The organism is Peterkaempfera podocarpi (assembly GCF_042466665.1).
Taxonomy (GTDB): domain Bacteria; phylum Actinomycetota; class Actinomycetes; order Streptomycetales; family Streptomycetaceae; genus Peterkaempfera; species Peterkaempfera podocarpi.
In genome coordinates, this window is the sequence record NZ_CP162102.1 from 7,428,130 (window position 1) to 7,453,233 (window position 25,104).

At 72.1% G+C, this 25,104-nt stretch carries 18 protein-coding genes and 1 pseudogene; 10 read left to right on the plus strand and 9 right to left on the minus strand.

Going from position 1 to position 25,104, the window contains the following annotated elements; all coding sequences use genetic code 11:
* Positions 1–172: 172 nt before the first annotated feature.
* Complete coding sequence (locus AB0761_RS32650; protein WP_377272842.1) at positions 173–1,603, minus strand: glycoside hydrolase family 5 protein; 1,431 nt, start codon at positions 1,601–1,603, stop codon at positions 173–175.
* Between the two features lie 644 nt (positions 1,604–2,247).
* Here AB0761_RS32650 and AB0761_RS32655 point away from each other — a divergent pair.
* From AB0761_RS32655 to AB0761_RS32670, 4 genes and pseudogenes are all read left to right on the plus strand, one after another.
* Positions 2,248–2,928, plus strand: a complete 681-nt coding sequence (locus tag AB0761_RS32655; RefSeq protein ID WP_377272843.1) for a GntR family transcriptional regulator — start codon at positions 2,248–2,250, stop codon at positions 2,926–2,928.
* Positions 2,925–3,865: pseudogene (locus AB0761_RS32660) on the plus strand (dihydrodipicolinate synthase family protein). Before AB0761_RS32655 ends, AB0761_RS32660 begins: the two are co-directional and overlap by 4 nt.
* A 98-nt stretch (positions 3,866–3,963) precedes the next feature.
* Positions 3,964–5,685, plus strand: a complete 1,722-nt coding sequence (gene araD / locus AB0761_RS32665; protein WP_377274451.1) for an L-arabinonate dehydratase — start codon at positions 3,964–3,966, stop codon at positions 5,683–5,685.
* Positions 5,686–5,940: 255 nt separating this feature from the next.
* Positions 5,941–6,279: a hypothetical protein gene (locus AB0761_RS32670; protein ID WP_377272844.1), complete on the plus strand. Its 339-nt coding sequence runs from the start codon at positions 5,941–5,943 to the stop codon at positions 6,277–6,279.
* 351 nt (positions 6,280–6,630) lie between these two features.
* Here the strand turns inward: AB0761_RS32670 and AB0761_RS32675 are convergent, their stop codons facing one another.
* Positions 6,631–7,065, minus strand: coding sequence for a response regulator (locus AB0761_RS32675; RefSeq protein ID WP_377274453.1), 435 nt, complete (start codon positions 7,063–7,065; stop codon positions 6,631–6,633).
* A gap of 2 nt (positions 7,066–7,067) precedes the next feature.
* Positions 7,068–7,436, minus strand: coding sequence for a hypothetical protein (locus AB0761_RS32680; RefSeq protein ID WP_377272845.1), 369 nt, complete (start codon positions 7,434–7,436; stop codon positions 7,068–7,070).
* A gap of 193 nt (positions 7,437–7,629) precedes the next feature.
* Here AB0761_RS32680 and AB0761_RS32685 point away from each other — a divergent pair, with 193 nt between their 5' ends.
* Both AB0761_RS32685 and AB0761_RS32690 read left to right on the plus strand, forming a co-directional pair.
* On the plus strand, positions 7,630–9,279 hold the full coding sequence (locus AB0761_RS32685; protein ID WP_377274455.1) for an ATP-binding protein: 1,650 nt from the start codon (positions 7,630–7,632) through the stop codon (positions 9,277–9,279).
* Positions 9,269–10,522: a PP2C family protein-serine/threonine phosphatase gene (locus AB0761_RS32690; protein WP_377272846.1), complete on the plus strand. Its 1,254-nt coding sequence runs from the start codon at positions 9,269–9,271 to the stop codon at positions 10,520–10,522. The genes AB0761_RS32685 and AB0761_RS32690 overlap by 11 nt, the downstream gene beginning before the upstream one ends.
* A 35-nt stretch (positions 10,523–10,557) precedes the next feature.
* Here the strand turns inward: AB0761_RS32690 and AB0761_RS32695 are convergent, their stop codons facing one another.
* Together AB0761_RS32695 and AB0761_RS32700 are read right to left on the minus strand one after the other, a co-directional pair.
* A complete protein-coding gene (locus AB0761_RS32695) occupies positions 10,558–13,761 on the minus strand; it encodes a trypsin-like peptidase domain-containing protein (protein ID WP_377272847.1) in 3,204 nt (1,067 codons plus the stop codon).
* Positions 13,762–13,767: 6 nt separating this feature from the next.
* Positions 13,768–14,073, minus strand: coding sequence for a trypco2 family protein (locus AB0761_RS32700; RefSeq protein ID WP_377272848.1), 306 nt, complete (start codon positions 14,071–14,073; stop codon positions 13,768–13,770).
* Between the two features lie 202 nt (positions 14,074–14,275).
* Between AB0761_RS32700 and AB0761_RS32705 the strand changes: the two genes are divergently transcribed.
* From AB0761_RS32705 to AB0761_RS32715, 3 genes are all read left to right on the plus strand, one after another.
* Positions 14,276–14,527 (plus strand): hypothetical protein, encoded by a 252-nt coding sequence (locus AB0761_RS32705; RefSeq protein WP_377272849.1) that lies wholly within the window; start codon positions 14,276–14,278, stop codon positions 14,525–14,527.
* A gap of 241 nt (positions 14,528–14,768) precedes the next feature.
* Positions 14,769–15,419 (plus strand): HD domain-containing protein, encoded by a 651-nt coding sequence (locus AB0761_RS32710; protein ID WP_377272850.1) that lies wholly within the window; start codon positions 14,769–14,771, stop codon positions 15,417–15,419.
* 95 nt (positions 15,420–15,514) lie between these two features.
* A complete protein-coding gene (locus AB0761_RS32715; protein ID WP_377272851.1) occupies positions 15,515–16,516 on the plus strand; it encodes a pyridoxal-phosphate dependent enzyme in 1,002 nt (333 codons plus the stop codon).
* Positions 16,517–16,594: 78 nt separating this feature from the next.
* Here the strand turns inward: AB0761_RS32715 and AB0761_RS32720 are convergent, their stop codons facing one another.
* Positions 16,595–18,940, minus strand: coding sequence for a glycoside hydrolase family 3 N-terminal domain-containing protein (locus AB0761_RS32720; protein ID WP_377272852.1), 2,346 nt, complete (start codon positions 18,938–18,940; stop codon positions 16,595–16,597).
* A gap of 390 nt (positions 18,941–19,330) precedes the next feature.
* Positions 19,331–20,350: a LacI family DNA-binding transcriptional regulator gene (locus AB0761_RS32725; RefSeq protein WP_377272853.1), complete on the minus strand. Its 1,020-nt coding sequence runs from the start codon at positions 20,348–20,350 to the stop codon at positions 19,331–19,333.
* 251 nt (positions 20,351–20,601) lie between these two features.
* On the opposite strand from AB0761_RS32725, the gene AB0761_RS32730 reads away from it, so the two are divergent.
* Positions 20,602–22,545 carry a discoidin domain-containing protein gene (locus AB0761_RS32730; RefSeq protein WP_377272854.1) on the plus strand — a complete coding sequence of 648 codons (1,944 nt, stop codon included), beginning with the start codon at positions 20,602–20,604 and terminating at the stop codon, positions 22,543–22,545.
* Between the two features lie 109 nt (positions 22,546–22,654).
* Here the strand turns inward: AB0761_RS32730 and AB0761_RS32735 are convergent, their stop codons facing one another.
* Positions 22,655–23,923, minus strand: a complete 1,269-nt coding sequence (locus AB0761_RS32735; RefSeq protein ID WP_377272855.1) for a carbohydrate-binding protein — start codon at positions 23,921–23,923, stop codon at positions 22,655–22,657.
* Positions 23,920–24,894 carry a hypothetical protein gene (locus AB0761_RS32740; RefSeq protein ID WP_377272856.1) on the minus strand — a complete coding sequence of 325 codons (975 nt, stop codon included), beginning with the start codon at positions 24,892–24,894 and terminating at the stop codon, positions 23,920–23,922. Before AB0761_RS32740 ends, AB0761_RS32735 begins: the two co-directional genes overlap by 4 nt.
* Positions 24,895–25,104 lie beyond the last annotated feature (210 nt).

Sequence of the window (25,104 nt, forward strand, 5' to 3'; positions counted from 1 at the left end):
CACGACCGGGCGTTGGGGACGGTGTTGCGCCCTGGTCGGTCCAGGGCGCGGTGCGGCTCGTGGCGCTGTCCCGGCCCCGGCTGCCGTGGCACTGCGCAATGTGTCCCGCAGCAGCCGTCGGCCCCCTGCTCCCCGGCGGCGCGGGGAGCAGGGGGCCGACCGGCCGGGGTCCTCAGTGGGAGGCACCGCCCGCCGGGGCGGGTGCGGCGTCGAGCAGATGCTGTCGCAGCACCGCCGACAGACCGGAGCGCTCCACTGTGCGGTCGAACCGGAAGGAGCGGGCCGCCTCGACGGCCTCCTCCTCCGAGACGCCCTCGAAGAGCCGGGCGAACCGCTCGGCCAGCGGCTCGGCGAAGAGGATGTGGCGCACCAGCACGGCGATGTGCGGCCTGGTCCCCCACGGGTAGGGCGTGTACCCGGGGAACTCCCGCTCGAAGAGCGCCTCGATCGGGTCCAGCACGTCACGGACGCCCGCGTCCGAACCGCCCCAGGAGTCCGCACCCAGCCGCGCCTTCTGCTCCAGCGCGGGGCGGACACGGTCGAGATAGGGACTGTCGGGCGCTGCGGAGACCAGCCCCTGGAGGCCGATGTCCTTGTAGGTCCACAGTGCCCAGCTGGCCCCGTGCTCGCGGTAGATCTCCAGCTGGTCGCGGAGCAGTGCCAGCCGCCAGGGGTCCTGCGAGCGGTCCGCGGAGTAGACGGGGCCGAACTCGCCGATCCAGACGGGCGTCCCGGTCTCGCGCATGTACTGGGTCCGCCGCAGGAAGGTCCGCTCCAGGACCGAGCGGTCGAAGTACTCGCCCCGGGTCACGCCGGGGTACTCGGTGGCGCTGGTGATACCGGGCAGTGCGTAGTCGTGCGCCGTGTAGACGCAGTTGGGCAGCGGCTCGCCGCGCCGGGCGAAGACGGAGAAGTCGGTCGAGTAGCGGTTGCCGTCCAGGAAGAGCACATGGCGCGGATCGATCGCCCGGATCGCGCGCTCAAGGCGGTCGTAGAACGCGAGCAGCGCTTCGCCGGTCGGCTCGGCCGGCTCGTTGACCGGGTTGTAGCCGGCCACCTCCGGCCGGTCCTTGTAGCGCTCGGCGAGCTCCTCCCAGAGCGCCACGGCGCGGTCCTGGAAGTGGCGGTGGGTCCAGAACGCGGCGCGATGGGTGGGGTTGTCGCTGTGCCAGTGCTGATTCTGGGCGCCGGGCAGCGCATGCAGGTCGATGACCGAGTAGAGGCCGTGCTCGGCGAGCAGGGTGACGACCCGGTCGAGCGCGGCGAACCCGGCCTCCTTCCACTCCATCGGCCGGTCGTCGTCCTCGAAGTGCCGGTAGTTGACCGGGATGCGCACGGAGTTCATGCCCAGGGAGGCGAGGTGCCGGGCGTCCGCCTCGTCGAAGAAGTCGACCAGGAAGGTGTCGAAGAAGGCCTGGTAGGCCCGTTCGCCCATCGAGGCCCGCAGCAGCCGGCGGATGTCCTGCTCACTGCCGGGGTAGCCGGTGATGAAGTTCTCCATGTTCATCCAGCCACCGAGGCCGACGCCGCGCAGCACGACCGTGCGGCCGTGTTCGTCGGCGAGCCGGTCGCCGTCGACGTGGAGCCATTCCAGTGCGGTCATTCCGTTCCTTCCGGTGTTGTACGAGGCGCCGCGTGCCGGGCTGCACGGGCACACTGTGCCGGGTTGCAGGGGCACCGCGTGCCGGGCGCACCCGGCGCTGCGCCCGTCCGCCGACCGCGCCGGGACCACCCACGGTCGCGGGGCGCGCGCCGAGCCTGGGCACGGTCCGACGGCTCGGACGGGGACGGCCGGGTGGGGCGTGCGGGATTTGGTGCCAGGGGTGCGGGGCCGGGAGTGCGGGTCGCCGGGGCGGGCGAGCGCGGCAGTGTTGGTGCCCCGCCCCGGGACGAGGCAGTTCCGGGCCGGGTGAACACCGTGAAGCGGGGCCGGTGGGCCGTACTCCCACGAGGGCGTCCCGATCGCCCGGGACTCGGCGGCAGTCCTCCTCACGGAGGCAAGGTCGGCCCACTTTGTCCCGCAATGAAAGTGAATCGTTTCACGATGCTGAGAATTTATGTTCTCTTGGGATCTTCGTCAAGAGGACAGCCCTACGATGTGAATCAATTCATGAGGCTCGGCGGCTTGCGGGCCCTGCTTGCCGACGTTCCGTGGACGGTGCTTGACGGCTGGGCGACGCTGCTTCTAGCTTGATCGCGTATCGTATATGAGATCTCATCTCCCTTCGCGCGGCCGGAGTCCTCACCGTGTCCCACACCCTTGCGCAGCACGGCAGTTCCCGACCGGGAGCCCTGCCCTCCCGCACCGAGGCGGTGCGGGAGTCCATCAGGCGCGCCATCCTGGCCGGTGAGCTCAGCCCGGGCCGGCCCCTGGTCGAGACCGAACTGGCCGAGCAGCTCGGCGTCTCCAAGACGCCGGTCCGCGAGGCGCTCAAGGAGCTGGCCGGCAGCGGACTGGTGGTGATGCTCCCGTACAAGGGCGCCACCGTCCGCGAGGTCGACTCCGCGCTGGCGCGCGCGGTCTACGACATGCGCCTGCTGCTCGAACCGGTGGCCGCCGGGCGGACGGTGCTCTCGCCCGCCGCTCTGCAGGAGGCCCGCGCGGCGCTGGACACGGCCGACCGGGCCGACAACAGGGTCGACCGCTCACTGGCCAACCGGGCCTTCCACCGCGCCCTGTACGCCGGCTGCGGCAACCCCCTGCTGGTGAAGTCGCTGGACCAACTGCGCGACCAGACGGCGCTGGTGTCCAGTGCGGCCTGGGTCGAGCAGCCCTCCTGGGAGCAGGAGGCCCGCGAGCACCGGGCGATCCTCAGCGCGGCCGAAGCCGGGGACCACGAGCAGGTACGCGCACGGATGCACGGTCACATCAGCGCCTTCCAGGCACGCAACTTCCCCGCCGGCGAAACGGAGCAGGGCCGCACATGAGCACCGAGTCACCCGACAGTCCCTCCCCTCTCGACGTGCTGCGCGCCCGCCTGGCGACGGTGGTCGCCATCGCGGTGACACCTTTCCGCGAGGACGGCAGCGTGGAGTGGGACGCCCACGCCGCACTGGTCCGCCGCCTGGTGGAGCACCGCGTGGAGGTCATCACCGTCAACGGCAACACCGGCGAGTTCTACGCCCTGACCGGCGCGGAGACCCGGCGCGCGGTGGAGTCCGGCGTCGCGGCGGCCGCAGGCCGCGCCGAGGTCATGGCCGGAGTGGGACTGGACCTCGGCACCGCAGTCGCAGCCGCCCGGCACGCCCGGGAGGCCGGGGCCGGATCGCTGATGGTGCATCAGCCGGTGCACCCCTACCGCTCGGCCGAGGGCTGGATCGAGTACCACCGCGCCATCGCCGACTCGGTGCCGGAGCTGGCGTGGTGCTCTATGTGCGCGACGCGCGTATCGGCGGCGAGCAGATCCGCACTCTGGCGGAGCACAGCCCCAATGTGATCGGGGTCAAGTACGCCGTCCCGGACCCGGTGCGCTTCGCCTCGGTGGCGCGCGACGCGGGGCTTGAACGGTTCACCTGGATCGCCGGCCTGGCCGAGCTCTCGGCCCCCGGCTACTGGGCGGTGGGTGCCACCGGCTTCACCTCCGGCCTGGTCAATGTGGCCCCCCAGCTGTCCACCGCGCTGCTGGAGGCGCTGCGGGGCGGGGACTACCCCAAGGCGATGGCGGTGTGGGAGAGGGTCCGGGTCTTCGAGGAGCTGCGTGCCGCCGACGCCTCGGCGGACAACGTCACCGTGGTCAAGGAGGCGCTGGCCCAGCTGGGCCTCTGCGGACGGACCGTACGGGCCCCGTCCCGGCTGCTGCCGGAGGAGCTGCGCACCCGGGTCGCCGGGCTGACGAACCAGTGGCGGGACGGTGGCTGGCTGTGATCGACACCATCGGGGAGACCCTCCCCTCGCAGAGCGAACCCCAGTCGCCGTCGCAGCAGCCGCAGCACGGGCCGGGCGACGGCACGGCGGCCGTCCCGCTGCGCAGCGCCGCCTGGTTCGGCGACGGCGCCACCGGCGGCAAGCTGCGCGCCTTCAGCCACCGCTCCCGGATGCGCCAGCTCGGCTATCTGCCCGAGGAGCACCTGGGCAAGCCGGTCATAGCCATCCTCAACACCTGGTCGGACATCAACCCCTGCCATATGCACCTGCGCGAGCGTGCCGAGCAGGTGAAGCGCGGGGTGTGGCAGGCAGGCGGTTTCCCCCTGGAGTTCCCGGTGTCCACACTGTCGGAGACCTTCCAGAAGCCCACCCCCATGCTCTACCGCAACCTGCTCGCCATGGAGACGGAGGAGCTGCTGCGCTCCTACCCCGTGGACGGCGCGGTGCTGATGGGCGGCTGCGACAAGACCGTCCCCGCCCTGCTGATGGGCGCGGCCAGCGCGGGGCTGCCGGCCCTGGTGGTGCCGTCCGGGCCGATGCTGCGCGGGCACCACCGCGGCCGCACGCTGGGCAGCGGGACCGATCTGTGGGCGTACTGGGACGAGTTCCGGGCCGGACGGATCGGCGAGTGCGAGATGGCGCAGGTCGAGTGCGGTCTGGCCCGCTCACCGGGCCACTGCATGACCATGGGCACCGCCTCCACCATGACCGCCGCGGCGGAGGCGCTGGGCATGGCGCTGCCCGGCTCCTCGTCCATCCCGGCGGTGGACAGCGCCCACCACCGGATGGCCGCGGCCTCCGGGGCCCGCGCCGTGGCGCTGGTGCACGAGCAGCTGACCCCTGCGGCGGTGATGACACGGGAGGCCTTCGAGGACGCCGCCGCGACCGTGCTGGCCCTCGGCGGCTCCACCAACGCCCTGATCCATCTCATCGCGCTGGCCGGACGGGTGGGCGTCAAGCTCTCCCTGGACGACTTCGACGCCATCGGCCGCAGGGTGCCGGTACTGGCGGACGTCAGGCCGGTGGGCGCCTTCCTGATGGAGGACTTCTACTACGCGGGCGGCCTGCCCGCGCTCCTTGCCCAGCTGGCACAGGTCCCGCAGGCACTGCACCCCGAGCGGACCACGGTCACCGGAAAGCCCTTCGCCTCCTACTACAGCGGCGCGGAGATCCACCAGCCGCAGGTGATCCGCACCCCGCAGGACCCGGTGTCCCCGGAGGGCGGCGTCGCGGTGCTGCGCGGCAACCTCGCCCCGGGCGGGGCGGTGATCAAGCATCTGGCGGCCGACCCCCGGCTGCTCAGCCACACCGGGCCCGCCGTGGTGTTCGACTCCTACCAGGAGCTCCAGCAGCGGATCGACGACCCCGAACTCGGCATCACCGAGGACACCGTCCTGGTGCTGAGGGGTGCCGGTCCGCTCGGCGGACCGGGCATGCCCGAGTACGGCATGCTGCCCATCCCCGCCTATCTGCTGGAACGCGGGGTCAAGGACCTGGTCCGTATCTCCGACGCCCGGATGAGCGGCACCAGCTACGGCACCTGCGTGCTCCACGTGGCGCCGGAGTCCCATGTGGGCGGGCCGCTCGCCCTGCTGCGCACCGGCGACCTGGTCACCCTGGACGTGCCCGGCCGGGTGCTGCGGACGGAGGTGGACGACGCCGAGCTGGAGCGGCGCCGCACCGAGTGGCAGCCGCCTCCGCCCCGCTTCGAGCGCGGCTACGGCTCGCTGTACGCCACGCACATCACCCAGGCCGACGAGGGCTGCGACTTCGACTTCCTGGCGCAGCCGGGGCACAACCCGGAGCCCAATCCGTCCTGAGTGCCTGGCCGGGCCGGACGGCGGAGGCGAGGGCCCCCTCGCGGCGATCAGGCCCTCGCCTCAAGAGAGATAAATCGTTTAAAGTTCTATTTGGGGGGATTTGGGATGGGTGTTCCTGGGGAGAAACACTCACGGCGCGCCGAAACGACCTCGTCGGCCCTCACGGGCCGAGGCCGGGAAAGTTCCTCTCCGACGCTCGGGGGCGGCCGGGCGGGGTCGGTGCCATCGATCCTCTCTGAAGAAGGTGGTGGCTTTATGTCCACCAATCGTTTTGTGCGAGCCGCAGCGCTGGGCGCCAGCGGCCTGATGCTGGTCGGCGGTGCCGCACTGGCCACGGCCGGAGCCGCTTCGGCCACGCCGACGCACTCCGCGACCTCCACCTCCCAGCAGCACTGGGGCCCCTGGGGTCACGGTTACGGCGGTTACGGCGGTTACGGCGGCTACGGCGGCTATGGCGGGTACGGCGGCTACGGCTGGGGCGGCCACGGATACGGCGGCCACGGATACGGCGGTCACGGGTACGGCGGTTATGGCGGCTACGGCGGTCACGGGTACGGCGGTTATGGCGGCCACGGCGGCCACGGATACTGGTGACCCAGCGCGTCCGTAGCCTCACAGCGACGGACGCAGAACCCAGGGGATCAGGGCGTGCAGGGTCCGATCACCGGTCCGGCACTCCTGTCCCCGTACCGCTCGATTCCATGAGCGGACCCGAGCCGGGCCAACCGGCTGAACGACGGGACCCTGGCAGCCCGCATAAGGGCGGCCAGGGTCCCGTCGCCGTGTCCGGGCGGTGGCCGACGGCCAGGTGAGGCCTGGGGGACGATCCGAAGGCCCCGCCGCAACCGACCCGGCACCGTGCACGATCAACCGTGCACCATCCACTGCGGGCGTCGTCCGGCCGTGCCGGACCCCGCCCGGTGACATGTCCGCAGTCGCCGCAGGTCAGTCGCGGGGCAGCTTGGCGGCCGTGTCCAGGTAGAAGGTGTCGATGCTGTGGACGGCGCGGATGAAGTCGTCGAGGTTGACGGGCTTGGTGACATAAGCGTTGGCGTGACGCTGGTAGGCCCCGGAGACATCGTCCGGCGCCGCGGAGGTGGTGAGCACCACCACCGGGATGGCACGCAGATTCTCGTCGTGCTTCAGAACCGTGAGGAACTCGCGGCCGTTCATGCGCGGCATGTTGAGGTCGAGCACAATGAGGTCGGGCCGGGTGTTCTCCGGGTCGCGCAGGTACTCCAGGGCCGCGACACCGTCCTCGACATGGGTCAGCTTGCGGGCCCCGCCCCGCTCCAGCAGAGCGTCCTCGATGAGCATGGCGTCAGCCCGGTCGTCCTCCACCAGCAGGACGTCATAGGGGCGTGCGGGCGCGGCCATCATCATCATCGGCTCCGGTCGGTGTGCGTGGCGGGGCGGTGAGGTTGGGCGGTCACCAGACCGGGCCAGCGGCGCCGGGCCGCCTGCCGGGTGATGCGGCAGGCCTTCCCGAGCTGCGGGTAGCCGGCGCCGGCTCTGGCGGCCTCCTCGGCTGCCTGGTCGGCCAGACGCTCGACTGCCTTCTGGAGATAGACCAGCGTGTGCAGATAGGCCAGGCTGGCGGCACGCTCCGTGGTGCTCGCGTCGTCGCCGGGAGCCGCCAGCGGTTGGAACGCCCGGTCGGCCAGACGGCGGGCCAGCTCGCTCACCGACTGCTCTGCGAGTGCGGCGATCTGATCCTCGGTCTGCACCGAGGAGAAGTGTGTGCCGGGCATGGCATCACCCTAGGCGATCAGTTCGAAGGGCGACAACAGGGGTTGTCATGTCGCTGTACTGTGTCCCTGCCGTCCTGGACCAGGGTGGCCCAACTGGCGCGGCACTGCCCTTCCGTACCCCGGGAGGAGGGAGCACGGAGGGTGGGACGTGGGGATCGAGACGCTGCCGGCGCAGCCGGCGGTGGGTGACGACGTGCGGGGCGCGGACCGGGGTGGTGACAGGGGTCCGAGAGCCGGCTGGACGACGCGGAACTGGACGACGCGGAAGCTGCTGCGTGCCGGAGTGGGTGCCTCCCTGGCGGTGCTGGCGCTCCTCGGCGGCCTGGGTGTGTGGGCGCTGGCGCGGACCGGCACGGCCACGACCGAGCTGGTGGATGTCGGATCGCCGGCGCTGACCCTCTCGGTGCGGCTGGAAGCAGCCCTGGTCGACCAGGAGACCGGGATCCGAGGCTACGGACTGACGGGCCAACGGGACTTCATCCAGCCGTACGCCCAGGGGCTCGCCGAGCAGAAGTCAGCCGTGGACAGCCTGCGGCCGCTGGTCGCCCATGACCGCAGGGCGCGCGCCGACCTGGAGGAGGTGCTGGCCCGGGCCGCGACCTGGCAGGCCAGGATCGCCCGTCCGGTGGCCGCCGCACCCGCCGGCAGTGCGGCGGTCGCGCTGGCCGCCGAGCGCGCCGACGAGGGCAAGACAACCTTCGACGCGGTACGCGCGGCCACCTCGGCCCAGCAGCAGCACCTCCAGAAGTCCCGCGCCACCGCGCGGGCCGACCTGGAACACGCCATGGCGCTGCGCAACGTGGTCTTCTGCGCCATCGCCGCACTGATCGTGCTGCTGGCCGCGCTGATCTTCGAGGGGTTGCGGCGCGGTGTGACCGTACCGCTGGAGCAGCTGTCGGCCGATGCCCGCCGGGTCGCCGGGGGCAGCTTCGGACACGCCGTCACCGCCGGCGGCCCCGCCGATCTGCGCCGGCTCGCAGCGGATGTGGAGGCGATGCGCCGGCGGCTCGCGGACGAACTCGACTTCACCGAGCACGCCCGCGGCGTCCTCGACGAGCAGGCCGCCGACCTGCGGAGGTCCAACGCCGAGCTGGAGCAGTTCGCCTATGTCGCCTCCCACGACCTCCAGGAGCCGCTGCGCAAGGTCGCCAGCTTCTGCCAGCTGCTCCAGCGCCGCTACGCCGACCAGCTCGACGAACGCGCCAACCAGTACATCGGTTTCGCCGTCGACGGCGCCAACCGGATGCAGATCCTGATCAATGACCTGCTGGCCTTCTCCCGGGTCGGCCGTGTGCACAACCAGCACGCCGTGGTCGATCTGGAGCACGTCCTCGCGGCGACGCTCGACGCGCTGAGCGTGGCCGTCGAGGAGTCCGGCGCCGAGGTCGCCCACGACCCGCTGCCCACCGTGGCGGGCGATGCGACCCAGCTGGGGATGCTCTGGCAGAACCTGCTCTCCAACGCGGTCAAGTTCCGCGATCCGCAACGGCCGCCCCGCATCCGTGTCGAGGCCGTCCGGGACGGGAGCCTCTGGCGCTTCGCGATTACCGACAACGGCATCGGCATCGACCCGGAGTACGCGGAGAAGGTGTTCGTCATCTTCCAGCGACTGCACACCAAGGATGCCTATCCGGGCAGCGGCATCGGCCTGGCGATGTGCCGGAAGATCGTCGAGTTCCACGGTGGCACCATCCACATCGACACCGCCCACACCTCCGGCACACGCATCGTCTTCACCCTCCCCGCCCCTGAGGAGGATCCGCCGTCGCCCGACCCGGAGTCCGGCTCCGAGCCGACCGCCGCGGACAGCGTCGACACCGCCCCGGGCGAGGATGCGTCGTGACCCCTGCCGCCCTCCGTGGAGCCGACGACCCCCTGCCGGACCCCACGGGCTCCGGAGCACCCGCGCACTACCGCGTGCTGCTCTCGTCGAGGACGACGCCGGCGATGCCCTGCTGGTCGAGGAACTCCTCGCCGACACCGGCCTCCAGCACACCCTGGTCTGGCGCCAGACCCTGGCCGAGGCCCGCTCCGAGCTGTCCTCGTCAATGGCCGACTGCGTGCTGCTCGACCTCCATCTGCCCGACGCGTTCGGCACCCGAGGGGTCACCGAGATCCAGAAGGCAGCCCCCCATGCGGCCGTCATCGTGCTGACCGGCCTCGCGGAGTCGCAGGCCGGAGCCGAGGCGGTGGCGGCCGGAGCCCAGGACTACCTGGTCAAGGGCAGCGTCGAACCGGACCTGCTGCTGCGGGCGCTGCGCTACGCCGTGCACCGCAAGCAGGCCGAGCGGGCCAACGCCGAACTCCAGGCCAACCGTCTGCGGGCGGAGGAGAACGCCCGCCTGGAACGCGGCCTGCTGCCCAAGCCGCTGCTCTCCGGCAGTGCGCTGACCGCCGCCACCCGCTATCTGCCGGGACGCGAGCGCACCCTGCTCGGCGGTGACTTCCTGGATGCCGTGGAGACCGACGACGGGCTCGTCCACGCCGTGATAGGGGATGTCAGCGGCCATGGACCGGACGAGGCCGCCCTCGGCGTGAGCCTGCGCATCACCTGGCGTGCGCTGACCTTCGCCGGCCATCGCGGGGTGGGTCTGCTCGACCTGCTGGAGCAGATGCTCGTCGCCGAGAGGACCCGCGACGACACCTTCGCCACCTGTGCACTGCTCACTCTGGACCCCGCGCGGGCCGCGGCCGAGGTGTACCTCGCAGGGCATCACGAGCCGCTGCTGACCGCCGAAGGCACCACCCGTGTCCTCGACGCGGAGCACGGGGTCGCCCTGGGCATCGCCCCCGGCCTGCGCCACTGGTTCCCGACCGAGCTCACACTGCCGGCCACGGGGGCGCTCACGCTCTACACCGACGGTCTGATCGAGGGGCACACCGGCCGGGGCAGCGACCGGCTGGGCATCGAGGGTCTGCTGGACATCATCGACCGGACCTCGCGGACCGACGCGGAGGGCCAGCTGGACCATGTCATCTCCACCGTCCGGGGCCTCAACGCCGGGCGGCACGCCGACGACCTGGCCATCCTCCGCCTGGACTGGTGCTCGTCGTCCATTGCACCGTCCGGGGACCGGCGGCGCTGAGCACAGCCGGCGCACCGCACCCAGCGCCGCACGCCCTACCGGTGGGAACGGCCGAAGGAGGGCCGGCGGCCCAGGACGGCGGGGCTGAGGATCCGGTTCTGCAGCCGGAACCAGGCGCTGAGACGGCGCAGATAGGGATAGGCCCGGTTGATCTGGTCCACCTCGGAGAGGACGCGCCTGTCGCCCGTCACACCGCCGGGGTCACGCTCGAACGCCGCCAGGGCTGCCGCCGCGCGCCGTCGCAGGCGACGCGGGAGCGTCGAGTCGCACGCCAGGGTGCGGAGCACCCGGTCGGCTCGGCGGTCGCCGAGCTCGGCCAGGGCCCGGCCCGCTCGCACCCGGGCGAAGGCATCCGTCCTCGGGTTCCCGGGCGGATCGGCGCGCCGGGCGAGGGAGACGAGCAGGGAGCGGCCCCGGGCCTCCCCGATGCGCCCCAGGCCGTATGCGGCGTACACCCGGGTCAATGTGTCCTGGCCGGTGTCGCGGGCCATCGCCAGCAGGGTATGGGCGCCGCGTCTGTCGGCGGTCTTCAGCGTGAGCATCCCGGCTGCCAGTACCCGGTCGACCGGATCGATGCGTGGGTCGGAGGAGATCAGAAAGAGGATCTCCGCGGCGTGCGGATGCCCGTGGTCGACCAGGGCGGCGGCCGCGTAGGTGCGGGCCCGGTCGTGCATCAGGCGGTTGCGCATCAGTGCAAGGAGAAGCTCCACCCCGCGCTCGTCCCCGAGCCCGGCCAGCCGGTCGGCGGCCTGGACGCGCCCGAGGCCGTTGATGACCCGCACGGTGTGCAGGACGTTGAGATGGGAGAGGGCGCGCTGCGCGGCCGTGACCCGCACCATCATGTCGACGGCGGTGCTGTCCTGTGCGATCTCGGCGAGGAGATCGGGGGCCCGTGGGTCGCGGAGGTCGGAGAGGGCCACGGCAGCCCGGATGCGCTCGTTGCGGTAGTAGAAGTCGTCGCGCCCCGTGCGGCTGACGAGGCGGTCGGCGGCCCGGGTGACGATGCTCTCCGGTACGGCGGTACCCAGCTGCACCAGCCGGGCGATGATCTCACAGCCCTCGATCCCGCCGCTGCGGACCAGACGGCGCAGGAACCTCAGGCTCTCCCGGGTACCGGCACCGGTGTCCAGCAGAAAGCCGCAGAAGGAGTCCTGCTCGTGGACGGAGGCCATGAACGGGGCCATGCGTGCGCGCCTCTGCCATTCGGCGAACTGCCCGCGCAGCTCCCGGCCGCGGACGCTGCTGCCCCCGGCCGCCAGGTGGCCTGCGGCGAGGTATTCAAGGAGCGTCCGGTGGAGGAAGGAGAACTCACCGGCCTTCTCCACCAGAAGCCCGCTGCGTCGCAGTGCGTCGCGGAGGAACTCGTCCCAGACCGCGCCGGGCACCGGCTCGGGCCGCTGCCCGGCGGGCCGGCCGGCCAGCAGATCCGGTGCCGGGACGGATCGTCCGGCCCACCGCTCCGCGGCCAGGTCGGCGATCAGCGCCGGAAGTGCGTCGAGGGTGCTCTGTGCCCGGGCGAGCGCCGCGGGGCCGTACCGCTCCATGGTTGCCCGCGTCTGGGCCTGGATGCCGGAGGGCCCGGCCGTGCGCTGCCGCTGCTGCAACTGCTCCACGAAGCGGGCGTAGATCCCGCTGCGCCCGTCCGGAAGCGGCCGGTCCGGCGCCGCCGCGTAGAGCTGCGCCAGCATCGTCGCCATCAGCGGTGTCCGGGCAGGCTCGGCCATCCGGGCGCGTTCCAGCGCGCTGATGAACGACTTGGCCGCCGCCTCGGGCGAAGGCACGCCGAGGAGGCCGAACCAGCGCTCGGCGAACTGCCGTAGCCGGTCCGGAGCGAACGGCTGCAGCTCGTACCGCGGCATGTTCGGACCCAGTGCTTCCAGCTCCCGCTCGGGCAGCGGGCGGGTCGCCACGACGAACCGGTAGGTGCCGGGATGGCGCTTGGCGAGGTGGGCGACCAGGTCCAGGACCGACCGCCGCGCCTCGGAGCTGGCGATCTCGTCCAGGCCGTCCACCAGGACCAGCCAGGGCACCCGGGGTTGGGGAGGTTCGCGGAAGAAGTCCGGTGGCAGCCGCTCCAGCAGGCCGAACCGCCGCAGGTCCGCGGTCACCGACCGGGCGACGGCCTCGGGGAACGGGAGTTCGCCGGTGAGGTCGGCGGCGTCGACCAGGACCGGTACCGACCCGCCCTCCCGCAGGAGCTGCCAGCGGGAGATCGAGGCCGCGGCGGCGCTGCGGAGCAGGCTGGTCTTGCCGGCGCCCGGCCCGCCGAGCAGAACGCACTGCCGTTCGCCGGCCAGCAGTTCCTCCCAGGAGAGCACGCTGGTCGCGGACGGCACCGCGGTGGCGTCGGCACTCAGCGGCCGGGGCCGGTGGCGGGCATGGATCCCGGTCAGCGGCGGCGGTGCCGTGTCCGGCAGGACACCGGGGTAGGGGTGGGTGCGGACAGCCCTGCCGACCGCCTCCACATAGCCGTCGAACCGGCTGGAGAACCCGGTCACGGCGTCGAGCTGCTGCGAGCGTTCCGGCAGTCCGATCAGCTGCTGCAGCGTCTCGGCCTGATGCGGCGTCAGATGTTCGTGCCAGCGGTCCACCCGGGTCGCGGTGAGGGTGCCGAGCCCGTCCTCGCGCCGGTGCTCGCTCACCACCCCGACCAGGCGGCCATGGCTCCACACCGCGGCCCCGGACATGCCCTCCCACGGGGAGTGCCCGGGGTCGCGGTCGTACTCCGGAGGGTCGACCAGCAGCTCCAGTACGCCCTCGCGGAGCGCGGACAGCGGCGCGGCGGTGCCCCGGGCATGCCGGGTGTCCCGATACTCCAGCGCACCCCCGTCCGGCCGGGAGGCGGACCGCAGCTTGAACCGGGGGAAGCCGAGCGCCTCGCACTGGGTCGGCGGCCCGAGCCGGCCGTACCGGACGGGACGGGTGCCGGACGCGCCGTCCGGGGCCCCGGGGGAGTCCGCGCCGTCGGTGACCGGCTCCTCGACAAGCCTGACGACGGAGATGTCCAGCCGCGGATGGCTGAAGACGACCTCGCCGTCGAGATCGCGCGCATGGCCGCGTTCGTCCAGGAAGCGCACCCGGACCGACGCGGCGGCACTGACCACATGGGCGGCGGTGAGTACCGCGCGGCCGTTGACGAGATAGCCGGACCCGCGCAGCCCTGCGCCGGTCGCGGAGGCGGCGACGATCTGGACCGCCCGAGTGGGGTCGAACCCGCCCGGGCCGGCCGGTGTGCTCACGGCCGTCTACTCCTCGGAGCTGCCGGCCTGTCCGGAGACAAAGGCCTTGGCGGGTCCGGCCGGAGTCCTCAGCGTGGGGCTCAGACTGAGTTTGATCCGATGCGTCGACGTCTGGCCCAGCGAGCCGTCCGCACCGAGCTCCACCACCCAGAACCTGACCTTGCCGCCGGTCCCGCCGGTGCGCTGCACTCCCAGGGTCGCCTCCAGCTCGATCGTCCCCAGCTCGAACTGCAGAGCCTCACCCTCCGCGGCCGAGATGGCGGCATCGAGCTCGGCGCGCAGATCCATGATCACACTGGCCAGTTCGATCATGTCTCCCCCTTGTGATGTGCTGACGTGCCGTCATGATGCTAGGGGCGCAGCGGGTACCTCCGCCGGGATATGCCCAAGGAGGCCCAGGGGCGCCGGCCTGCCGAATCCCGGACCGGATCCCGGCAGGGGGCGGGAGCCGCAGGGCGGCGCGACCGGTGCGGCCCGGCTCGTCCCCGTCGGACGTCACGGCCCCTGGCGGCCCTTGCCGGGGTCGCACTCGGCCGAGGTCTCCCGCGACGCCGACCCGGTGATCGCGGTGCTGCTCGGTGTCGTCCTGCTGCACGAGCCCCTGCGGACGGCCGCGCCGGGCGGTTTCGCGCTGGTGCTGCTGGGGTCCTGGCTGTCCACCAGGCGCAACCTCGCCGTCGCGGCGCCGCAGCCGGCGCTCCCGCTGCGGAACGGGTCGGCGGCCACCGTGGCGCCCCTCCCCGAGTGCGCGACCGCCCCGCCGTGAACACCGCGGTGGCCGCCGCCGCCCCGCCGTCGCCCGTCCGGGCGGCGGGGGTCGTCCGCGGCCATCGCTGAACACCCTGCGGTGCGCGGGGGCGCACTGCGCCGCCCGGGACGCAGGGCCGGGCTCCGCACCCTTGCGGCAGACGGCGCCACCGCCGTGGCGGACGCGGGGCGGTCGGCAGACAGTGGAGGGGCGGCCGGGACCACGGCCGGTGTCCGTGCAGCAGACCGAGGTGACCGCGATGAGTACCACCGACCCGCCCGCCCCTGCCGGGATCCGGGTCCCCGACACCAGGCTGACCCGGGAGGCGACCGAGCTGATCAGGGAGAGTGTCAGCGAACTGGTCTACCACCACTCGCGGCGGGTGTACTTCTTCGCCGGCCTCCAGGCACGCAACCGCGACCTCAGCTACGACCCGGAGCTGCTCTACATCGGGGCGATCTTCCACGATCTGGGGCTGAACGAGCGTTTCCACTCCAGTGGCCGGCGCTTCGAGGTGGACAGCGCCGACGAGGCCCGGCGGTTCCTCCAGGGCCACGGGGTGCCCGAGGACAGCGTCCGACGGGTCTGGACGGCGATCGCCCTGCACACCACACCGGGCATCCCCGCGTTCATGGAACCCGAGGTGGCGCTGGTGACCGCGGGTGTGGAGTACGACGTGCTCGGCATCGGCTACCAGGACGTCTCCGAGGCCGACCGGGCAGCGGTCGTCGCGCTGCACCCGAGGCCCGACTTCAAGCGGCGGATCCTGGAGGCCTTCACCGACGGCATCAGGTCGAAGCCGGAGACGTCCTTCGGCAATGTCAAGGCGGACGTCCTGGAACACTTTGTGCCCGGCTTCGAGCGGGGCGACTTCGTCCGCACCATCCTGGACTCCCCGTGGGCAGAGTGAGCTGCACGGCGGCCGTCCGGGAGCGCGACCGCCGGCCGACGGCGCGCCGGAACCCGTGGGCGGCCCGGGCGGGCCGCCCCCCTGCCAGGAGGACCATGACCACCGTCGGCGATCCCGTCCACGCGCAGCCGCGCTTCCTGCTGGGCAGCTGGCCCACCCCGCTGGAGGCGGCGCCCCGGCTGTCCGCCGCCGTCGGCCTGGCGCCCGAAGACCTGTGGATCAAACGCGATGACCTCGGCGGGCTCGGAGGCGGCGGCAACAAGGTCCGCAAGCTGGAGTGGACGCTCGGCCGGGCCCTGGCCGACGGCGCGGACACCCTGGTGACCACCGGCGCCTCGCAGAGCAACCACGCCCGGCTCACCGCCGCTGCCGCCGCCCGGGCCGGGCTCTCCGCGGTGCTGGTCTTCCCGGGGGAGCCGGGCCGGTCACGGTCGGGCAACCTCGCCCTGGACGGCCTGTTCGGCGCCCGCGTCGTCTGGGCCGGGGACGTCGGCCTCCCCGGCCTCGTCCGTACGGCCGAGCAGGTCGCCGACCGGCTGCGCAGCCGGGGAGCCCGGCCCGCGCTGATCCCCTTCGGCGGCTCCAGCAGCACCGGGGCACTGGGATATCTGACGGGTGGGCGCGAACTGCTGGCCCAGGCACCCGGGCTGCACACGGTCGTGCTGGCGGTCGGCTCGGGCGGCACCATGGCGGGGCTGGTGGCCGCCCTGGGCAGCGACCGGGTGCTGGGGGTGGACTGCGGAGCCCTGCCGGATCCGGTACCGGTGATCGCCGAGATGGCCCGGCCGCTCGCCGACGCCCCGGTGGCGGCCGCGGATCTGAGGATCCGCCGGGACCAGATCGGCGAGGGCTACGGAGCGCTCACCGAATCGGTGGCGCAGGCCCTTGCGCTGGCCGGCCGCACGGAGGGCATCGCGCTCGACCCGGTCTACACCGGTCGGGCGCTGGCCGGTCTGGCGGCCGCGGTCGCGGAGGGTGGGATTCTCCCCGGCCGCAGGATCGTCCTGCTGCACAGCGGCGGCCTGCCGGGATTCTTCGGTCATCCCGCCGCCGTCGACCGCGCCGAGGCCGGCCTGGAGGGCGAGCGCTGGAACTGACCCTTCGTCAACTGCTTTCACTGCATCGCTGTACCACTCGGCGGGGGCCGGACTGCCGACCCCCGCCGAGTGCGACGGTCAGGCGCCGGGAGTGATGCGGAACTCGGCGCCCAGCAGGTCGCGGGTACGCGAGCTGGATCCCACGAGCAGGGAGAAGACACCCGGCTCGACGGTGCGGTGGCCGGCGGCGGTGACCAGGGTGCACGAGGCGGCGGGCACCTCGATCTCCACGGTGGTGCTCTCACCCGGCGCGAGGGGCACCTGCCGGAAGGCCTTGAGCTCGCGGTCGGCCCAGGTGACGGAGGTGACCTGGTCGCTGACGTAGGCCTGGACGGTCTCCAGCGCGGGCCGGTTACCGGTGTTGGTGACGGTCACCTCGGCGCGGACCACACCGTCCTGGTCCACGGTGGGGGTGTGCAGGACGAGGCCGCTGTAGTCCACGGTGGTGTAGCTCAGCCCCTCCCCGAAGGCGAACTGCGGGTCCTGGGTGAGGTCCGCGTAGCGGGTGCCGTGCTGGCCGCGCAGACCGTTGTAGTACACCGGCTGCTGGCCGACATGGCGGGGGACGGACAGCGGCAGCCGGCCGGTGGGTTCGATCAGCCCGAGGACGAGTTCGGCGATGGCCCGGCCACCGCGCATACCGGGGTTGAACGCCTGGATGACGGCGGCGGCGTCCAGAGCTGCCCGGGGCAGCACGGCGGGCTTGGAGTTGGCCAGTACGACGGTCACCGGCGTGCCGGTCGCCACCAGGGCCTCCAGCAGTGCGATCTGGCCGCCGACCAGCTCCAGGGTGGCGGTGGAGCAGCCCTCGCCCACCAGGGACATCTCATCGCCGACGACGGCCACCACATGGTCGGCGGCCTGTGCCGCTGCCACCGCCTCGGCGATCAGCTCCGGATCGGGAGCCGCCGGGGTGAGGACAGGGGGGCGGGGCTGGCCGTCGGGGAACAGCGGCCCCTCGGGGTCGGGCTGCAGCGAGGCGATGTCCGCGCCCCGCGCATGGTTGACGGTCCATCCCTGCGGGACGACCGCCCGGAAGCCGTCGAGGACGGTCTCCACGCTCTCCCGCGGATGCCCGTCGGGCATCCAGTCGACCTGGCCCGAGTCACCGGCCCAGTCGCCGAGCATCGCCTGGCAGTCGTCCGCGTTGGGGCCGATCACCGCGATGGTGCGGCCGACGGTGTCCGTCGCCTCGGCCCGGCCGTCGGCGCCGGGGGTGAGGCCGCCGTCCAGGGGGAGGGTGCCGTCGTTGCGCAGCAGGACGAGCGAGCGGCGGGCGACCCGCAGGTTCAGTGCGGAGTGCGGGGCGGCGCCGATGACCTGGGCCTGCCGCTCCACGTCGGGGCGGCGGGGGTTCTCGAAGAGCCCGAGTTCGAACTTCAGGCGCAGGATCCGCCGGACGGCGGCGTCGATGTCGGCCTCGGCGAGCAGCCCCCGCTCCAGGGCATCCAGCGCACCCTCGAAGAAGGAGGGCGTCGCCATCACCATGTCGTTGCCCGAGGTGACCGCCACGGTGGCGGCCTCGGTGCGGTCGGCGCAGACCTTCTGCTCCCACACCATCCGGCCGACGTTGTCCCAGTCGGTGACGAGGGTCCCGGTGAACCCCCACTCCTCCTTGAGGACGTCGTGGAGCAGCCAGGTGTTGGCGGTGACGGGCACACCGTCGATCGCCTGGTAGCCGAGCATGAAGGTGCGGCAGCCCTCCTGGACGGCGCGCTCGAACGGCGGCAGGAACCAGGAGCGCAGCTTGCGCGGGCTGATGTCGGCCTCGCTGGCGTCCCGGCCGCCCTGGGTCTCGGAGTAGCCGGCGAAGTGCTTGGCGCAGGCCAGTACCGCGGTGCTGTCCCGCAGTCCGGAGCCCTGGTAGCCACGGATCATGGCCGCGCCGAGCTCCGAGATCAGGAAGGGGTCCTCGCCGAAGGTCTCGCCCACCCGTCCCCACCGCAGGTCCCGGGTGATGCACAGGACGGGGGAGAAGACCCAGTGGATACCGGTCGCCGCGGCCTCGACCGCGGTGACCCGGGCGCACTGCTCGGCGAGTTCGGGGTCCCAGGAGCAGGCCAGGGCCAGCTGGGTGGGGAAGACGGTGGCGCCGGGCCAGAAGGCGTGGCCGTGGATGCAGTCCTCGGCGACGATGAGCGGGATTCCCAGCCGGGTGCCGGCCGCCATGTCCATCGCGCGCGGCAGCCGCTCGGGCGATGTGTGCAGCACGGAGCCGGCGAGCCGGGTGAGGACGACGTCCTCGAGGTCGGCCCGGGCGTCGAGTTGCAGCATCTGGCCGACCTTCTCGGCCCGGGTCATCCGGGACAGCAGGTCCTCGACGCGCTGCTCGACCGGCAGGGCGGGGTCGCGGTAGGGAAGGACCTCGGCAGCGCCGGTCGGCGGCCCGCCCAGGCGGTGGCTCGGGTTGTGGGCGGTAACCATGCCAGAGCGGGTACTTTCGTGAGACGGGACCGGACGGGGCGTGCCGAAGGAGCGGGGGGTGCTGTGCACCGCCGAGGAACGCAATGAGCAGCGGGAAGACTTTTTCTAGATCGTGAATTTATGGGCTGTCGCCCATGGCTGTCAACCATCGCTTTTCACGCGGCCGCGCCGCCACGGCCCTTGTGGGGCCGGTCGGGTCGCCAGTGGCCCGCGGTCCGGCCCGCCGGCCGCGACCCCCCGTTGGGGGCGTCGGGTACGGCATCCGCGCCGGTCAGGATACGGGAAGCCGCGACCCCGGCGGACCGGCCCCCGAACCAGGTCCCGGGCCAGGTCCCGGGCCAGGCCTCGAACCGGTCCGCAGGCACCCGGCAACTGCGGTGCCGCGCGGGGTCATCGGACCGGAACGGGGCCGGTGGACCCCCGGACGACGAGCTCGGTGGCCAGCTCCACATGCAGTGCCTCCACAGTGTGCCCCTCCATGAGGCGCATCAGCAGGCTGACGGCCATGCTGCCCTGCTCCTGCACCGGCTGACGGACCGTGGTGAGCATGGGCACGGTACTGCGGCTCAGATCGGCGTCGTCGAATCCGGTGACCGAGAGGTCCTCGGGAACGCGCAGCCCCCGCTCATGTGCGGCGCGCAGCGCTCCGACGGCGGCCTTGTCGTTGAAGGTCGCCAGGGCGGTGGGCCGCTCCGGCAGATCGAGGAGGCGGCTGGCGGCGCTGAAGCCCCAGTCGCTGGTCGGCTCGATGCTGGTGACCAGTTCGGGCGCGACCAGCACACCGACCTCGGCCAGGGCCGAGGCGTGTCCGGCGAACCGGGAGCGGCTGGCGAGCCATTCGCTGGGCCCGCCGATCCAGCCGATGCGCCGGTGGCCGAAAGCGGCCAGATGGGCGGCGGCGCTTCTGGCGCCGGCGAAGTGGGAGGCGGAGACGGCGGCGATGTCCCGGGGCAGCGGGGTCCGGGGGTCGACCACCACGAACGGGAAGTCGCGCCGGCGCAGCTCCGCCAGTTCCTCGCCCTCCTCGGTCGGCAGGATCAGCAGGGCGCCCGCGATCCCGGGCCGGGTGGGCAGGTCCGCCAGCACCCGGCTGTCCCTGGCCGCGTCGCCGGCGTTGAGCACCAGCTGACGTCCATGCAGATCGAGGGTCTCGGCGATCGAGGTCACGATGCTGCCGAAGTAGTCCGTGAGCGGATACGGGCACCGTACGAACACCGCGCCCGGCCGTGCCGAAGGCCGGTCGCGGGTGCCCGGCGGGCGGAGCCGCTCGATCGCCTGCCGGACCGTCTCGCGGGTCCGGGCGGTGACTGCGGCCTGTCCGTTCATGACCCGGGAGACGGTGGCGATCGAGACCCCGGCTTCGGCGGCGATGTCCCGGACGGTGACCCGCGCTGACTTCGGTCTACTCATTTGTTTCAGGATTTCGTTTCATGAATGGCAGCCTAGTGTGCTTGCGTGGCGGAGTGAAGCGGTGCTGTACAACGCCTTGACACCGATGAGCGGGCCCGTTTTCCTGGGTCCGGAAAACAGATCACGGAAATATGTTTCATTCTGTTTCACGGGAGCTTCCGCATCAGCCCCGTCCCCTGCGGAGCCGCCTGCCGGCGCACCGCTCCCCGCCGCCCCACCCGGCCCCCGAACGCCCTTCACTGAGGAGAGCGATGAACCGACGTGCCCTCGGCACGGTGACGGCCACCGCCGTCGCCCTGAGCCTGGCCTGCGCCGCCCCCGTCCAGGCCACCGCAGCAGCGTCCCGTCATGCCGGCCGACACCCAGCCGCCACGGCGGACGTCTGGGTCACCACCCCCGACCGCTCCGAACTCCTCCACCCCCGCGCCCCCGTGGCCTTCCACCAGGGCGCCTCCACGCAGACCACCATCACCGTCGATCCGGACCGCACCTTCCAGAGCATGGACGGCTTCGGCGCCGCACTCACCGACTCCTCGGCCGCCGTCCTCTCCGGCCTCGCGCCCGGGGTGCGCGACGACGCCATGCGCAAGCTGTTCGACCCCGTGCAGGGCATCGGCGTCAGCTTTCTGCGCCAGCCCATAGGCTCCTCCGACTTCACCGCGGAGCAGCAGCACTACAGCCTGGACGATGTCCCCGCCGGGCAGACCGACTTCCCGCTGGCGCACTTCTCCATCGCCCACGACCGGCAGCGGATCCTGCCGCTGCTGCGCCAGGCCAAGCGGCTCAACCCGCAGCTCACGGTCATGGCGACGCCCTGGAGCCCGCCTGCCTGGATGAAGACCACCGACTCGCTGTTCAGCGGCCGCCTCAAGAGCGATCCCGCGGTCTACGACGCCTACGCCCGTTACCTGGTGAAGTTCGTCCAGGCGTACACCGCCGCCGGGGTGCCGATCGACTACCTGTCACTGCAGAACGAGCCGCAGAACCGCAACGTCAACGGCTACCCCAGCGCCGACATGCCCGTCGAGCAGGAGGTGGCCGTGATCAAAATCCTCGGGCCGCTGCTGAAGAAGGCGGGTCTGCACACCAGGATCCTCGGCTACGACCACAACTGGATCACCCACCCCGGCGACGTGGGCACCACCCCGCCGGGTGAGGACCCGCAGACCGACTACCCGTACGAGATCCTCGACAGCGACGCGGCCACGTGGGTCGCCGGCACCGCCTACCACTGCTACGCGGGCGACCCGAGCGCGCAGAGCGCCCTGCACGAGGCCCACCCCGACAAGGGGATCTGGTTCACCGAGTGCTCAGGCTCCCATGCGCCCGGCGACACCCCGGAGCAGATCTTCCGCGGCACGCTCACCTGGCACGCCCGCACCCTGACGGTGGGTGCCACCCGCAACTGGGCCAAGTCCGTGGTCAACTGGAACATCGCCCTGGACTCCACCGGCGGTCCGCACAACGGCGGCTGCACCACCTGCACCGGACTGCTGACCGCCCAGCCCGACGGCAGCTATACGACCGACGCCGAGTACTACACCATCGGCCATCTGTCGAAGTTCGTGAAGCCCGGTGCGGTACGCATCGCCAGTACCAACTTCGGTACCACCGGCTGGAACGGGCAGATCACCGACGTCGCCTTCCGCAACCCCGACGGCTCGACCGCGCTCGTCGTCCACAACGAGAACGACAACCCGCGCACCTTCGCCGTCGCCGTCGGCGACCAGTCCTTCGAGTACACCCTGCCCGGCGGGGCGCTGGCCACCTTCACCTGGCCGAAGTCCGGTGCGCCGGGGCATGTCGCCCAGCCGCTCCCGCTCGACGGTGCCACCGCCACCGCGGGTCCGGCGGGCGGTTCCGACGCACCCCTGGCGATCGACGACGACGCCGCCACCCGCTGGTCCAGCGGGCAGGCCCAGGCGCCCGGCCAGTACCTTCAGATCGACCTCGGCCGCAGCACCCGCTTCAACCGCGTCGCCCTCGACAGCGGCGACAACCTCGGCGACTATGCACGCGGCTGGGCGCTCTCGGTCAGCGACGACGGCACCACCTGGCGCGAGGTGCGCAGCGGAACCGGCACCGGCCAGCTCACCACGGTGGACACCCCCGGAACCCGCGCCCGCTATCTGCGGGTGACCGCGACCGCCGCCGCCCCCAACTGGTGGAGCCTCGCCGACGTCCGCCTCTACTGAGCCGCGTCCGCCGCACCCCGGGGTCCGGGGTGCGGCGCGAGGGGCCGGCGGTGTCCGCCGCGGCGGACACCGCCGGCCCCTGGGGTGCCATCGGCCGACGGGGGCGGCACTAGGACAGCCGGAAGTAGTCCAGGTTGAAGCCGCCCGTCTCGCAGTAGAGCGTGACCTGTTGGTCTCCCGCGCTCAGGCTGACCGGCACATGCACCGACTGGTACGACCCCCAGCCACCCGTGTCCGGCACGGACACCGTGGCCAGCACGGTCCCGGCGGCGTCACGGAAGGTCAGTGCGTTCGGGGCGGCCGCCCCCGTGCCGTTGGCGACCCGCAACTCCAGGTCGTAGCTGCCGCTGCTCGCCACGTCGACGCGGTAGTCGAGCCAGTTGCCCGCAGCCGTCCAGCCCACGTCCTTGCCGCCGCTGGCTGCGCCGTTGCTCTCCACGAAGTTGGTCCCGTCCGCGGCCCAGCCGTGCTGATCCGCGTACGACTCGGCCTCGACCTTCTCGCCGACCGGTGCGTCGTGCGGCCGCACGGTGACATGCAGCGTCACCTCGGCGTGGGCCCTGCCGTCGGTGACGGCGAGCTTCAGGTCCTGCTTGCCGGCCGCCGTCGGATGGATCGTCACCACTCCGGTGGTCGCGTCGACGGCGACGCCCGCCGGGAGGTCGGACGCGTAGTACGACAGCGGGTCGCCGTCACGGTCGGTCGCCTTCAGCGCCACCTGGACGGTGCTGTACTGGTCGGCGGTCACATCGGCCGGACGGCTCAGCACCGGCGCCGAGTTGTGGTGCCCCGAAGGGATGCTCTGCCGCCACCGGTAGGTGGCGAAGGAGCCCGCGGGCACGGTGGCGACGAACGAGCGGCCGGCGACCACGACCCGGACGGTGCTGTCGGTGCTGTTGGCGTTGCCGAGGACGGCGACATAGCCGTCCGCGCCGCTGCGGTAGACCACATTGCTGACACCGCGGTCCGCGGCACTGGACTCCACCCGGACGTCTCCGGGGGAGAGGTATCTGGCGAGCTGCCCCATCGGGTAGAGCTCGTTGCGCACGGTGAAGTCCTTGGTGGTGGTGTCCACCTTGACCAGGCGGTCGGGCCACTTGGTGGTCTCGCCGACCTGCTGCCAGTCGATGTTGTTGTCCCGGGCGGACGTCCAGTGCAGCGTCCCGCCGTCCTGGTCGGTGGTCTGCGCCCACAGGATGTACGAGGAGGCGTCCAGTCGGAAGTCGCTCAGGACGGTCGACGGGGAGAGGTCGCTGGTCTCCGTCAGCTGGACCGGCTTGCCGGTCTGCTCATAGGTGTCCCGCATCACCTGCGGATCGCCCCAGTACGGGTGGAAGGCCACGGCGTCGGTCGCGTCCAGGACCTGCTTGCCCTTCACCGAGCCGTCGGGGGCGTCGTTGAAGATGCGGTAGTAGTTCTTGGTCGCGGTGCTGTTGGGTTGTGCCAGTCCCAGAAGTTGAAGTCGTGCACATAGAGCTGGGTGTCCAGCCGGGCGGCATGGAACCGGCTCTTCATTGCCAGGGCCAGCTTCTGCTGCTGGGCGACGCTGATGTCCATCGCCGGGTAGACCACGTCCATGCCGGGCTCGTTCAGCAGCGTCAGGGCGTCGATGCGGATGCCGTGGCGGGCGTAGGCCTGCACGAACTTCGCGTAGTAGCGCGCGAAGACGTCGATGCAGTCGTCGCGCAACTTGCCGACCTGGTAGTAGTCCGTGGTGCTGCCGGGCTTGAGCGCGACCTCGCCGGTGAACCGGTTGTTGGTCTTCATCCAGGCGGGGGCGCTCCACGCGGAGGCGAAGAAGGTGGCCTTGGGGTTGTAGTGCTGGATGAGCTTGATGGTGTCGATGATGTGGAGGTCGATGTCGCGCTGGATCGAGAAGTACTTCAGTCCGAAGTCCTCGGTGACGCCCGGGGGCAGGTCGTCCTCCGACCAGAACGGCAGGTGCTCGATGACATCGGGGCTGCCGATGGTCACCCGGAACCGGTCGAGGCCGGCCCCGGTGGCGGGATCGACCAGCAGCCGGACGGCCCGGTCACGTTCGGCCGGGGTGAGCATCCAGAGATTGGAGACGCTCGTCTCGTCCAGCGAGAAGCCGATTCCCGAGTACTTCTGGCGTATGGCGCTGGGGTCGGCGACGACCGTTGCGTCGGTGGCGGCGTTCGAGCCGTCGCCCATCCGCACACTGGGCAGCGGCTGCCAGGCGTGGTCGGCGCCGGTCGAGTAGGTGCCGGTCACCACGGGCCCGTCGCCGTGCGCGGCTCTGCTGGCATGCGCGGCCGGCTCGGTGCCGACGAGCAGGGCCAGTGTGGTGAGCGCGGCTGCGGCTGTCCCGATGATGGAACGTCTCACGATGTCCTCTCCTCCTGATCGGACAGGTGGGCCGTTCGCGGGAGCAGCCCACCCGGGCGCGTCACGACCAGGGACTGCCGCGCTCCGGCGAACAGCAGGCCGGTGTGCGGCAGTCAGGGATGCGCCGTGACGCCCGGATGCGGGGGATGGTGACGGGCGTCAGCGGACTGCTTCCAGGGGGTGGAGGTTTCCGCGCGCGCCAACGGGCGT